The organism is Aquimarina algicola (assembly GCF_006443095.1).
GTDB lineage: Bacteria > Bacteroidota > Bacteroidia > Flavobacteriales > Flavobacteriaceae > Aquimarina > Aquimarina algicola.
Map to the genome: position 1 here is coordinate 58387 of NZ_VFWZ01000003.1, position 13009 is coordinate 71395.

Here is a 13009-nt window from a genome sequence, read left to right on the forward strand (position 1 = left end):
AGTTGGATACAGAAGCTCAAAACCGAACACAGTAAAAAAGGCAGACCATGCCAATATTCCGACCCGTGTGATATGACTGCTAAACACGCAGAATACCACGACTTGTGTCACTAAAATGTTAACTAAATCAGAAAGAGAAGAAGAAAGAAAAAAATTAAACCAATTCTTAAAAGTTGAACGCATGAATCCTGAAAGACTAAAAAAGTTTAAGGGATTAGAACATTATTCAACCAAACAAGCCGAAAATGCCATCGAAATGATAGAAATGCTTTTTGAAGGTATTTTTGATCATTTATCAAATTCAAAAAGCAACAATGGAAAATTTAGAGATTTTTAGAAAGTTTGCAAAGAATAAAAGGCAAATTACTGAAAGAAAAGAGAAAAAAGCGGTTATTTATACAAGGGTTTCCACTAAAGAACAAATGGAAAACAATGCGAGCTTGGAAACACAAAAAAAATACTGTGAAGCTTACGCCAGTAAAAAAGGGTATGAAGTAGTGGAATATTTTGGCGGAACTTATGAATCCGCTAAAAGCGATGAACGTAAAGAATTCCAAAAAATGCTGACCTTTGTAAAAAGAAGAAAAGATATATCTTCAATTATCGTCTATTCTTATGACCGCTTTTCAAGAACAGGGGCTAATGGGGCTTATATTAGTAATGAGCTAAAAAAGAAAGGAATTACCACACAGTCGGCTACCCAAGAAGTAGATGCAAAATCTTCTGCTGGTACATTTCAGCAAAACTTATACTATATGTTCAGTCAATTCGATAATGAATTGAGGAGAGATAAAACGGTGTCAGGGATGCAAGAGAAGCTTAGAAAAGGGTATTGTATTGGACCTGTTCCGTTTGGATACACAAATCTCAATCCCGGAAAAGGAAAGGAGCAAAAGCTAGTGATTAATGAGAAAGGTAAGTTATTAAGAAAAGCATTTCTTTGGAAAGCCAATCGAAATATGCCACATCGTGATATTATAGAACGACTGGCTAAAAAAGGATTGAAAATTGATGAGCGTAGACTTAGCGAATACTTTAGAAGACCATTCTATTGTGGATTACTCGTCAACAACATGCTGCCTGATGAAATTATACCAGGAAAACATGAGCCGTTAATATCAAAAGAAACTTTTCTTAAAATACACAATTTACTATTACATAGAGAAAGTGGAAATAAATATAGTGAGGATGATATTAACCTGCCATTAAAATGCTTTGTGAAATCTGCTGTATGCGAAACTCCTTACACGGGTTATGTCGTTAAGAAAAAGGGACTGTATTATTATAAAAATCGAAGAAAGGGAAGCAATGAGAATAGAAGTGCAAAAATTATGCACAATAAATTTATTGAGCTTTTAGGGAACTATCAGTTAAATGGTGATTTGCTAACTCCCGCAAAAGAAATTGCAAAATTTGTCTTTGTACAGAAACATCAGGAGCGACTGCAAGAAATTAAGGAGCAAGAAGCTGAAATAAAATTGAAAGAAAAGCAGTTGGAAAGAATGAAGAAAAGATATGTTGTATTAGAAGATATATCTAAAGAAGATTACTATAATTTCAAATCTGAATTAGAAAATGATATTGCTAAAATTCAAGCAGATTTGTTTGAAGAAGGTTTAAATAGTTCGAACCTAGAAAAAGCAGTGGATTTAGCTTTAAATTTTTCTTGTAACATTGTGAACGTTTGGAAATTACAAGATATTGAATTGAAAAAATTAGTTCAAAATCTTGTGTTCCCCGAAGGAATTTTATTTGACTTTAAAAACGATGAATTTCGAACCCCAAGAGTAAATGAATTTTTTAAAATAATCCCCTCAATATCAGACACTTTGAGCCGAAAAAAAAATCGGAGTAATCAAATGAAATTTGACAACTCCGATTTAGTGACCCAGGGAGGATTCGAACCCCCAACCCTCAGAGCCGAAATCTGATATTCTATCCAGTTGAACTACTGGGCCATCTTATCAATTATGATAATTTACTTTTTACAATAGTCGAAATTGTTTTACCATCAGCTTTACCAGCTAATTGAGACGAAGCCATACCCATAACTTTTCCCATATCTTTCATTCCTGATGCTCCGGTTTGAGCAATAATATCTGCAACTACTTTCTCTATCTCTTCTTCACTTAATTGTTCAGGTAAAAACTGCTCAATAACTTTTGCCTGATCCAATTCTGGCTGTGCTAAATCATCTCTTCCTTGCTCTGTAAAAATAGCAGCACTATCTTTACGCTGTTTCACCAACTTTTGCAATAATTTTAATTCCTGATCTTCAGATAGTTCTTCTTTTGCTCCACTTTCTGTTTGAGCCAACAAAATAGCAGATTTAATTGCTCTTAATGATGTTAAAGCATTGCTATCCTTTGCTTTCATTGCCTCTTTCATGGCAGTCATTACTTTTTGTTGTAAACTCATGATTACTAATTTTGATCTTTAGGATTGCGAAGATAAAAAATAAACCGATAATCTATATCGAGATTATCGGTTATCTAATACTAAATTTTAAAAATTCTTAATCTACATTATCATGTAAAAAAGAATTGTTTTTTCTTAACTGAACATCATCATTACTATCCGTACCTATTGAAGTTCTAGAAAGTCCTGAATCTTCTGGTTTTGCATCAACATCTATTCCTGCTCTCTTGTAAGCCGGTTCTTTTTCGATATCATCAATATTAGAACTATTTCTAAATTTATAATTAAATTCTTTCATCTTAGCTCTTCGCTCCGCAGCTCTAGCTTTTAATGTTTCAGAAATAGGTTGATTTATTGGATCTACATTTTCTTTCTCTTCTACATCCGGAGTGGTTGCGATGGTTTTCTTCTCAAAGATAACTTCTTCATCTTGCTCTACTACCTCTGAAGGTTTTGCCTCGGTTAATCTTTTTTCTTCTTCCATATAGTCTTCTAAACTATATCTTTTTACTCCTCCTTCTACTGTTTCTGTAACCGGCACCACCTCAATTGGGTCTTTTACTTCCATATCGAGAATATCATCACTAAGATCAAAAACAATAGGTTGTTCTTCTTGATCACTATGTATCTCTGAGTCGTTTTTTGTAGTGGCCGCTATTTTATGATCTTCAGCATTTTCATTTGTATTATCTACAGGCATATCAAAAGCCAGAGAAAATTGATCTACACTTTCTTTTTCCGGCTCTACTTCTTTTGCATCATTAACCTCAATTTCTTTGATGATATCTTGCGCATTAATAATTACAAACTCATCTTTTGTAGAAAAAGGATCTACCACTTCATACTCAACATCAATATTTTTTAACAACCCTGATGTGAGAATCAAAGGATTATCTTTATCTATTACAACATCATCTTCTTTTAATTCATGTTTTATAATCGGCTCTTCTTCTACCTCTACTGCCTTTTTAGGTAAAGGAGATCGCAATGGTGAGATTTTTCCTGTAGATTTTGGTGATAATTCTTGTGTTGCTGCTCTTTGTTCATCTTCTAAAGTATGGATGATCTTTTTGGTTTCTGTATTCACAATTTCATCCTGCTGCTCTACATCAAAACCGGTAGCTATAACTGTTACTGATATTGCATCTTCTAAAGATTCATCTTCTCCTACCCCCATAATGATATTAGCTCCATGCCCTGCTTCTTGCTGGATATGATCATTAATTTCTCCTATCTCATCAATAGTGATTTCTTCTTTTCCTGAAACAATTAGTAATAATACATTTTTTGCTCCTGTAATCTTATTATCATTTAACAATGGTGAGTCTAATGCTTTTACAATTGCATCATGAGCTCTTTTATTACCAGAAGCATGAGCTGATCCCATAATTGCTGTACCACTGTTACTAAGTACTGTTTTAGCATCACGTAAATCGATATTTTGCGTGTAATGATGTGTTATTACTTCTGCAATACCTCTGGATGCTGTAGCAAGAACTTCGTCTGCCTTGGAGAAACCAGCTTTAAATCCTAGGTTACCGTAAACTTCACGTAGCTTATTATTATTAATTACAATTAAAGAATCTACATGCGCTCTTAATCGCTCTACACCCAATTGAGCTTGTTCATTACGCATTCTTCCTTCGAACTGAAACGGAATCGTAACAATACCAACCGTAAGCACATCCAATTCTTTAGCCATTTTTGCTATGATAGGAGCTGCACCAGTACCCGTACCTCCGCCCATACCGGCAGTGATAAATATCATTTTGGTATTGGTATCCAGCATTGTTTTTATCTCTTCATAGCTTTCTACGGCTGCTTGCTCTCCTACTTCAGGATTTGCTCCTGCACCTAATCCTTCGGTCAAAGAAACTCCTAATTGTATTTTGTTGGGTATAGCACTATTTTCTAATGCTTGCGCATCTGTATTACAGATGACAAAATCCACTCCTTTAATCCCTTGTTGAAACATGTGATTAATGGCATTACTACCTCCTCCTCCTACACCAATTACCTTGATGACATTAGATTGATTTTTGGGCAAATCAAACGAAATATTTCCGAAATCCTCATTAGTACTCATAATAGCTTATTTTCTGGTTCTCCTTACTTATATATTTTTACAGTGTTCTTTATTCGTGAACAGTCATTTTATTTCTTATTCAGCATTATCCAAGAATTCCTTGAATTTTTCTGTCCATTTCTCTAGAATATTTTTTCTAGGTTTCGTTTCTTCTTTTTGAGTTTTCTCTTCGGTAACCTCTTCTTCTATTGCAGTTGATGCTTCGGTTTCCTGCACTACTTCTACGTTAGCTAGTGTCTCTTTCTTACTCGCTTTTTGCTGCTTTTTCATATGGATTAAACTCCCCATAACAAGTCCTACAGCAGTTGCATACATAGGACTAGTGGTTTCTGAATCACTATTACCGGCTAGATGTTCATTTGGATATCCAATTCTGGTATCCATTCCTGTAATATACTCGACTAGTTGTTTTAAGTGTTTAAGCTGTGATCCTCCTCCTGTTAAAACAATTCCTGCAATTAATTTCTTTTTTGGCGATTCATGTCCATAGTTTTTGATTTCCAGAAATACTTGTTCTATAATTTCAACAACTCTGGCATGAATAATTTTAGACAGGTTTTTTAATGTTATTTCTTTGGGTTCTCTACCTCTTAATCCAGGGATAGAAACAATCTCATTGTCTTTATTTTCTCCTGGCCATGCAGAACCGAATTTAATTTTCAATAATTCTGCTTGTTTCTCTATAATAGAGCATCCTTCTTTAATATCTTCTGTAATTACATTTCCACCAAAAGGTATCACTGCGGTATGCCTGATGATACCATCTTTGAAAATGGCTAAATCTGTAGTTCCTCCTCCAATATCGATCAATGCAACACCAGCTTCTTTTTCTTCTTGACTAAGAACAGCATTAGCAGATGCCAAGGGTTCTAATGTTACATCTGATAATTCTAGACCCGAGCTTTTTACACATCGGCCTATGTTTCTAATCGATGTAACTTGTCCCACGACAACATGAAAATTAGCTTCTAATCGACCTCCATACATCCCTACAGGTTCTTTTATCTCTGCCTGACCATCTACTTTATATTCTTGCGGAAGCACATGTAAAATTTCTTCTCCTGGCAACATTACAAGCTTATGTACCTGATTACAAAGTTTTTCTATATCATCCTCATCAATAACTGCATCTGCATTTGGTCTTGTGATATAATCACTATGTTGTAGACTTCGAATATGTTGTCCTGCAATACCAACTGTTACATCATTAATCTTAGCTCCCGATACACTTTCTGCTTCTTGTACCGCTTGTTGAATGGATTGAATTGTCTGTGTAATATTATTTACAACACCACGATGTACTCCAAGGCTTTTGGATTTACCAACACCTAATACCTCCATCTTTCCATATTCATTATATCGCCCGACCATAGCAACAATCTTTGTTGTTCCTATATCTAATCCTACCGCTATTTCATTTACTTCTCTATCCATATTGGTATTATTTTATTGTGCACACCACTTGATTACTGAATTGCAAACTGACACTTTTATAACCGTTAAGCGTTTGATCTCTTAAAGCTTTTTGATAAAATGCTTTAAAATTTCTAAACTTATTCTTCAAATTTTCAACTTCTCCTACTACTATTCTAAAATCATATACTCGAAACCGAAGCTCATAATTTCCTTTTGTAGTTTGAGATATGCTTACTACATGTTTTTTAAAAAACTCATCTTTTTGAATTTCCTTTAGCAAAGGAAAAACCTCAGAAATTTCCTGTTCTGAAACATTTTGTACTAATGGTACATGAGCAGAATAACTATCAGACAATGGCATTACTCCCCCGGTAACATCAACATAAAAAGAAGTTACCGCATCAACCCTTGCAATTGGTGTGCGTTGTTTAATTCTGGCTTTAAGTTCCCCGCTTACAGTCAGATACACATCAGAATGCTCTATCATTTTGTGTGAATCAAGCTCTTGCTCTACAGTATTCAAAACTAAAATTTCTTTGCCCACGTTTGTCACTCTTCCTTGATTTTGTATTAACAATTTATTAACCGCTAATTCATTTACATAAGGATTTTGTTCTTCTACAAATTCTACATGTACTTTACTAATCTTTCTTTGGTCATTTCTTTTCCTTGCAAAAGCAAATAATCCTACCAACAAAATAAGTAAGCCACTATATTTGAGATATATTAAAATTTTCCTTTTCATATTATCAATGCTTCTTTTATTTTAAATACCTCTTCACCAATATCACCAGCACCAATAGTTAATAAAACTTCTGGTTTGGTATCTCTTATCTCTTTAACGAGATTATTTTTATTAATTATTTTTTTGTTTTCATTTTTGATCATATTTAACAACCACTCTGAAGTAATCCCAAGAATTGGTAATTCTCTAGCTGGATAAATATCCAATAACATGATTTCATCAAACTGACTAAGGCTTCTCGCAAATTCTAAACCAAAATCTCTTGTACGGCTATACAAATGCGGTTGAAAAACTGCGGTTACTCTTTTGTCAGGATGCATTTCTCTAACTGCCTGATGCAAAGCATCAATTTCTGTTGGATGATGTGCATAATCATCTATAAAAATCAAATCATCTGTTTTGACTTGATATGTAAATCTTCGTTGTACTCCCTTAAAAGAAAATAAAGCCTTTGCCAAAGAATCGGTCGGGGAGCCGTATAACATTGCTATAGCAAAGGCTGTAATAGCATTTAACAAGTTGTGTTTACCTGGAAGGTTTAAATGCAAATCCCTTATAAGCGTGTGAGGTGTTTTTAAGTCAAAAATATAAGTCCCATTATCGATTCTTATATGCTGTGCACAATATTGAGAATCATCATCAATGCCAAAAGTACTGCCGGTAAGAGGCAAGCCATTTCGGACTAATAAATGATCTTTTGTTCTGGATGAAAATTCTGTAAATGATTCCTCTAAAGCATTTGCTTCTTCATAAATATCTAAATGATCTGCATCCATAGATGTAATTGCAGCCACATCTGGATATAACTGTAAGAATGAACGATCAAACTCATCTGCTTCTACCACTACAACTTCATTCCCTTCTAAAACTAAATTTGAATTATAATTCTCACTTATCCCCCCTAAAAATGCAGTTACTTTTGCTCCACTTTCTTTTAATAAATGTGCTAAAATTGCAGTAGTCGTGGTTTTACCATGTGTACCTGCTACCGCCAATGTATAGACATCCTTTGTAATAATTCCTAATACTTCTGCTCTCTTCTTAACTGCGTATTCTTCTTTAATAAAAAAATTAAGTTCCTTATGATCTGCAGGAATTGCAGGAGTGTATATGATCAGTGTTTCTTTATTATTTTTATAAGCCGAAGGAATATTCTTGATTTGATCATCAAAATGAATTGCAATTCCTAGATCTATGAGATCACTTGTAATTGGACTTGGCGTTTTATCATATCCAGCAACATTTTTATCTAAAAATGTAAAGTATCGTGCAAGCGCACTCATACCGATACCACCAATACCAATAAAATATATATTTTGTATGTCTTTTAAGCTGTTATTCATTTACAACTATACTCTTCTTTTTTTATAATAAATCTTCAATTTCGTCAACGATGTCTGATGTTGCCTTAGGCAATGCAAGTTTTTTTATATTCTCTGAAAGCTCTTTTTGCATTTTCTCAGACAACAACAATTCTTTTATTTCGATTTCAAACTTATCATCCAATTCATTTTCTTTAATCATTTTGGCACCGTGTTTACTAACAACTGCAAACGCATTTTTTGTTTGATGATCTTCTGCTACATTGGGCGAAGGGATAAATATTGTAGGTTTTGCTACAATACACAGTTCTGAAACCGAGCTTGCTCCTGCTCTAGATATAATAATATCTGCAGCTGCATATGCTAAATCCATCGTATCCAAGAATTGATGAACCTGTGCTCCTTCTTGATCATTGTACTTTTGATATTCTTCAAAATACAGTTTACCACACTGCCAAATGACTTCTAAATCGTTTTGTTGAAAAAAATTAAGTTCTTTTTCTACTAATTGATTGATTCTTCTTGCACCAAGGCTTCCTCCGAGAACAAGAATTGTTTTTTTATTATTATCGAGGTGATATTTTTTGATCGCCCCTTCTCGTTTACTACTAATCTCTAATAAATCTTGACGAACAGGGTTTCCTGTTTTTACGATTTTATTTTTCGGAAAAAACCGATGCATTTCATCATAGGCTACACAAATTTTGTTTGCCTTTTTTGACAACCACTTGTTTGTGATACCTGGAAAAGAGTTTTGTTCTTGGATTACTGTTGGTATTCCTTTTGATTCTGCTACTCTCAACAATGGTCCACTAGCAAATCCTCCTGTTCCTATAACGATATCAGGGCTAAATCGTCTTATAATCTTTCTTGATCTCAAGAGACTGCTTATCAATTTAAAAGGAAATAAAAAATTACTTAATGATAGTTTCCTTTGAATCCCACTAATCCATAAACCTTCTATTTTATATCCTGCCTGAGGTACTTTTTGCATCTCCATACGGTCTTTTGCTCCTACAAATAGTACAACTGCATCTGGATACCTATTGCGTATCTCATTAGCAATAGCTATTGCAGGATATATATGTCCTCCTGTACCTCCACCAGACAATATGACTCTTACCGCATTACTCATATCACTTCGCTCAGAACCTCTGAAGGATTCTCTTCATTTTTATTTTCGTTTATATTTTGATTTTCGACAATGGTTTGTCTTTTGCTGCTTACACTCAATACAATCCCTATAGCAAGGCATGTCATCCAAATAGAGGTACCACCACTACTTATAAGTGGTAATGTTTGGCCAGTTACAGGAAACAACTCAACTGCAACGGCCATATTAATTAAAGCTTGAAAAACTATAGGCAAACCAACACCTATGACCAACAGTTTTCCAAAGACATCTATGCTTTTGTGTGCGACTATTACTAGCCTAAGTAATAATAATATATACAATAGCATCAAAAACACTCCTCCTACAAACCCCCACTCTTCTATAATTATAGCATAGATAAAATCTGAAGAGGATTGTGGCAAAAAGTTTCTTTGCACACTCTTACCTGGTCCCTTACCGATAACCCCGCCTCTTGCAATAGCTATTTTTGCACGCTCTATTTGATAATCTTCTTCTGTATCTTTATTATCTGCAAAGTTTTCAATACGACTTACCCAAGTATCCACTCTATTCGGAAAAACCCCTGGAAATGCTTTGGCAAATAATATAAAAAATGAAAGTACCAAAAACGCAGTTCCCAAAATGGTAATTATATACTTCAAAGGATACCCTCCTAAGAAAACCAACATAATAACCATCGAAAAAATAATAGCTGTTGTAGAAAAATTAGCTGGAAGAATTAACATTAATACTACAGCAACCGGTAGCCAAAGTGGCAACAATGTTTCTTTAAAAGACACTTTTTTATCTTTTATCTTAGAAAGATACCTTGCAACATAAGTCATCAAAACTACAGCCGCGAGTGTTGATGTCTGAAAAGTAACTCCGACAAATGGAATTCTAATCCATCTACTTGCATTTGCGCCCCCAATTGTCGTATTCTGAGCCATAGTTACCAAAAGCAAAACCACTATTACAGGAATCATAATAATCGAGAGTCCTTTGAAATAATGATATGGTATCTTATGTACTCCATACATGATCAAAAAACCTAATACTAGATGAGCACCATGTTTTATTAAAAACTTAAATGTATTTCCGTCTCCATATAAATAAGCCAAATTACTACTTGCACTATATACAGGCAGAAAAGAAAACAATGCCAACAGGGCAGCCACAGCCCATATCATCCTATCTCCTTTTATATTTGCTAGTATTTTGGTCATTTTATGATTAAAAATTTTACTTTTTTTAAAAAAATCTATTTTTATAATTCTCTTACTGCTTCTTTAAACTGTCTTCCTCTATCTTCATAATTTTTAAATAAATCAAAACTTGCGCAAGCAGGAGACAGTAACACATTATCATTTCTTTCTGCCAACTTATAAGCAATATCTACAGCATCTTTCATAGTTTGTGTTTCAACTATATTATCAACACAGTTGCCAAAAGCATTAATAATTTTTGAGTTGTCTATACCAAGGCAAATGATGGCTTTCACTTTTTCGTTTACCAAAGAATACAATTCTGTATAGTCATTTCCCTTGTCTACTCCTCCTACAATCCAAATGGTAGAAGATTTCATAGCATCTAATGCATAGAAAGTGGCATTTACATTTGTTGCTTTTGAATCATTGATATATTGAACATTATTTATTTTCAATACGTTCTCTAATCTGTGTTCTACTCCATGAAAGTTTTCTAAACACTCTCTTATCGTAGTTTTTCTAATTTTTAATAAGTGTGAAGCAGTAGCAGCTGCCATAGCATTTTTTACATTATGATTTCCACTTAGCGCTAATTCTTTTGTCGGCATGATTATCTTGTTGTTATCTATTTGTATTATTATATTTTCATTTTCTATGTAAGCTCCATTTTCTATTTTTTTTGTCAGAGAAAATGGAAGCAATCTTGATCGAATTGGGTTTTCTTTTAAGTATCTCACAATCACTTCATCATCGGCATTGTATATGAAATAATCATTTTCAGTTTGATTTTTAACTATTCTAAATTTTGACGCTATATAATTATCAAAATTATGTTCATATCGATCTAAATGATCTGGTGTAATGGTTGTTAAAATGGCAATATGTGGCACAAAATCAACAATCCCATCTAATTGAAAACTACTCAGTTCTAAAACATAATAAGGAGCATCATTCAATGCTACTTGCTTTGCAAAGCTATCTCCTATATTTCCAGCCATATTGATATCCAAACCACCATGTTTTAGAATATAATGAGCTAGCATGGTTGTAGTTGTTTTTCCATTACTACCTGTAATACCAACTATTCTAGCATTTGTATATCTAGATGCGAATTCTATTTCAGAAACTACAGGAACTTTATTTTTAAGCAACTTTTGTACAATCTGTACTTGATCCGGTATCCCTGGACTTTTCATTACAATAGATGCTTTCAGAATTTTATTTTCTGTATGCTGTTCCTCTTCCCATTCGATTTCAAAATTTCTAAGAACTTCTTTATAAGAATCTGTAATCGTTCCTTTATCAGAAACAAATACATCAAATCCTTCTTTTTTACCTAAAATAGCGGTCCCTACTCCACTTTCTCCTGCTCCCAATACAACTAAAAGGCCTTTATTTTTCATTTCCCTCTCCTTCTTCAATATTCTTTATCAGTCTATTTTCTGATATTATCTCACTTTGAGTGTTATCACAGCTATGATAGCTAGCAAAATTCCTATAATCCAAAACCTTGCTACTATTTTACTCTCATGTATTCCTTTTTTCTGATAATGGTGATGCAAGGGAGACATCAAAAAAATCCTTCTTCCTTCTCCGTATTTCTTTCTTGTATATTTAAACCAACTTACCTGCATCATTACAGACAATGTTTCTATAAAAAATATTCCACAGAGTATTGGGATCAAAAACTCTTTTCGTATCGCAATGGCAATTACAGCAATGATTCCACCAATAGTCAAACTCCCGGTATCTCCCATGAATACTTGCGCAGGGTAAGTATTGTACCATAAAAACCCTACTAATGCTCCTGCAAAGGCTGCAATATAGATAGTCATCTCACCAGAATTAGGGATGTACATAACATTGAGGTAATCTGAGAAAATAATATTACCGGACACCCATGCAAACAATGCCAGTGTGAGTACAATTATTGCCGAAGAACCTGCTGCCAAGCCATCTATCCCATCGGTAAGGTTTGCTCCATTAGATACTGCTGTAATGATAAAAATTACAATTGGTATAAAAATTAACCATGCATATTTTGTAAGGCCCGGATTGATCCAAGTAATCAGGCTAGCATAATCAAACTCATTATTTTTAAAAAAAGGTATCGTAGTCTTGGTAGATTTAATAGCCGGATTAAAATCTGAACTATTTTCTTCTGCATTTACTGTTTGCTCTATCTCTGATACTGCTTTTTCTTCTTTCACAAGAACATCTCCATGAAAATACATGATACAACCAATGATAAGCCCCAGACCTACCTGACCTATAACTTTGAACTTACCAGCTAACCCTTCTTTATCCTTTCGTTTTATTTTTAGATAATCATCTGTAAATCCGATTGCTCCCATCCATAATGTAGTTATGATGAGCATGATTACATAGATGTTGTCTAGTTTAGCAAACAATAGTACTGGAATCAAGGTTGCAAGAATGATGATAATTCCTCCCATAGTAGGAGTTCCTGCTTTTTCTGCTTGCCCTTCTAGACCTAACTCACGGATACTCTCTCCCATTTGCTTTTTTTGCAAAAATCGTATAATAACCTTCCCATAGATGGTCGAGATAAGCAGTGACAATATAATTGCAACTGCTGCTCTAAAAGTTATAAACTGAAATAGAGTAGCACCCGGAAATTGGTACTCATTTTCTAAATATTCAAATAAATAGTATAGCATACATCGTTATTATACCTCT

The 13009-nt window shown here is 33.9% G+C and carries 11 protein-coding genes and 1 tRNA gene; 2 read left to right on the plus strand and 10 right to left on the minus strand.

The annotated features are described in order from the left end of the window. Nucleotides 1-115 precede the first annotated feature (115 nt). Nucleotides 116-337 (plus strand): hypothetical protein, encoded by a 222-nt coding sequence (locus FHK87_RS11120; protein ID WP_140592806.1) that lies wholly within the window; start codon nt 116-118, stop codon nt 335-337. Next, nucleotides 315-1931: a recombinase family protein gene (locus tag FHK87_RS11125; RefSeq protein WP_140593918.1), complete on the plus strand. Its 1617-nt coding sequence runs from the start codon at nt 315-317 to the stop codon at nt 1929-1931. Before FHK87_RS11120 ends, FHK87_RS11125 begins: the two co-directional genes overlap by 23 nt. On the opposite strand, the gene FHK87_RS11130 is transcribed toward FHK87_RS11125, so the two are convergent. The 10 genes from FHK87_RS11130 to mraY all read right to left on the minus strand — a co-directional run bounded on the left by FHK87_RS11130 (nt 1885) and on the right by mraY (nt 12990). Further along, a tRNA-Arg gene (locus FHK87_RS11130) sits at nt 1885-1958 on the minus strand. The genes FHK87_RS11125 and FHK87_RS11130 overlap by 47 nt on opposite strands. A 10-nt stretch (nt 1959-1968) precedes the next feature. Then, nucleotides 1969-2418: a GatB/YqeY domain-containing protein gene (locus tag FHK87_RS11135; protein ID WP_140592807.1), complete on the minus strand. Its 450-nt coding sequence runs from the start codon at nt 2416-2418 to the stop codon at nt 1969-1971. 97 nt (nt 2419-2515) lie between these two features. Further along, nucleotides 2516-4504 (minus strand): cell division protein FtsZ, encoded by a 1989-nt coding sequence (gene ftsZ / locus FHK87_RS11140; RefSeq protein ID WP_140592808.1) that lies wholly within the window; start codon nt 4502-4504, stop codon nt 2516-2518. A gap of 75 nt (nt 4505-4579) precedes the next feature. Next, on the minus strand, nt 4580-5938 hold the full coding sequence (gene ftsA / locus FHK87_RS11145; protein WP_140592809.1) for a cell division protein FtsA: 1359 nt from the start codon (nt 5936-5938) through the stop codon (nt 4580-4582). A 7-nt stretch (nt 5939-5945) separates the two neighbouring features. Next, nucleotides 5946-6665 carry a cell division protein FtsQ/DivIB gene (locus tag FHK87_RS11150; RefSeq protein ID WP_140592810.1) on the minus strand — a complete coding sequence of 240 codons (720 nt, stop codon included), beginning with the start codon at nt 6663-6665 and terminating at the stop codon, nt 5946-5948. Further along, complete coding sequence (gene murC, locus FHK87_RS11155; RefSeq protein ID WP_140592811.1) at nt 6662-8008, minus strand: UDP-N-acetylmuramate--L-alanine ligase; 1347 nt, start codon at nt 8006-8008, stop codon at nt 6662-6664. The genes FHK87_RS11150 and murC overlap by 4 nt, the downstream gene beginning before the upstream one ends. 22 nt (nt 8009-8030) lie before the next feature. Beyond that, nucleotides 8031-9122, minus strand: coding sequence for an undecaprenyldiphospho-muramoylpentapeptide beta-N-acetylglucosaminyltransferase (gene murG / locus FHK87_RS11160; RefSeq protein WP_140592812.1), 1092 nt, complete (start codon nt 9120-9122; stop codon nt 8031-8033). Continuing rightward, nucleotides 9119-10327, minus strand: a complete 1209-nt coding sequence (locus tag FHK87_RS11165; RefSeq protein WP_140592813.1) for an FtsW/RodA/SpoVE family cell cycle protein — start codon at nt 10325-10327, stop codon at nt 9119-9121. Before FHK87_RS11165 ends, murG begins: the two co-directional genes overlap by 4 nt. 41 nt (nt 10328-10368) lie before the next feature. Next, complete coding sequence (murD, locus tag FHK87_RS11170; RefSeq protein WP_140592814.1) at nt 10369-11712, minus strand: UDP-N-acetylmuramoyl-L-alanine--D-glutamate ligase; 1344 nt, start codon at nt 11710-11712, stop codon at nt 10369-10371. Between the two features lie 45 nt (nt 11713-11757). Beyond that, nucleotides 11758-12990, minus strand: coding sequence for a phospho-N-acetylmuramoyl-pentapeptide-transferase (gene mraY / locus FHK87_RS11175; protein WP_140592815.1), 1233 nt, complete (start codon nt 12988-12990; stop codon nt 11758-11760). Nucleotides 12991-13009: the final 19 nt, after the last annotated feature.

What these genes read in the sequence shown, in the direction of transcription:
- FHK87_RS11120 (WP_140592806.1), top strand. Translation starts at nt 116, where the DNA reads ATGTTAACTAAATCAGAAAGAGAAGAAGAAAGAAAAAAATTAAACCAA.
- FHK87_RS11125 (WP_140593918.1), top strand. Translation starts at nt 315, where the DNA reads ATGGAAAATTTAGAGATTTTTAGAAAGTTTGCAAAGAATAAAAGGCAA.
- FHK87_RS11135 (WP_140592807.1), bottom strand. Translation starts at nt 2,418, where the DNA reads ATGAGTTTACAACAAAAAGTAATGACTGCCATGAAAGAGGCAATGAAA.
- ftsZ (WP_140592808.1), bottom strand. Translation starts at nt 4,504, where the DNA reads ATGAGTACTAATGAGGATTTCGGAAATATTTCGTTTGATTTGCCCAAA.
- ftsA (WP_140592809.1), bottom strand. Translation starts at nt 5,938, where the DNA reads ATGGATAGAGAAGTAAATGAAATAGCGGTAGGATTAGATATAGGAACA.
- FHK87_RS11150 (WP_140592810.1), bottom strand. Translation starts at nt 6,665, where the DNA reads ATGAAAAGGAAAATTTTAATATATCTCAAATATAGTGGCTTACTTATT.
- murC (WP_140592811.1), bottom strand. Translation starts at nt 8,008, where the DNA reads ATGAATAACAGCTTAAAAGACATACAAAATATATATTTTATTGGTATT.
- murG (WP_140592812.1), bottom strand. Translation starts at nt 9,122, where the DNA reads ATGAGTAATGCGGTAAGAGTCATATTGTCTGGTGGAGGTACAGGAGGA.
- FHK87_RS11165 (WP_140592813.1), bottom strand. Translation starts at nt 10,327, where the DNA reads ATGACCAAAATACTAGCAAATATAAAAGGAGATAGGATGATATGGGCT.
- murD (WP_140592814.1), bottom strand. Translation starts at nt 11,712, where the DNA reads ATGAAAAATAAAGGCCTTTTAGTTGTATTGGGAGCAGGAGAAAGTGGA.
- mraY (WP_140592815.1), bottom strand. Translation starts at nt 12,990, where the DNA reads ATGCTATACTATTTATTTGAATATTTAGAAAATGAGTACCAATTTCCG.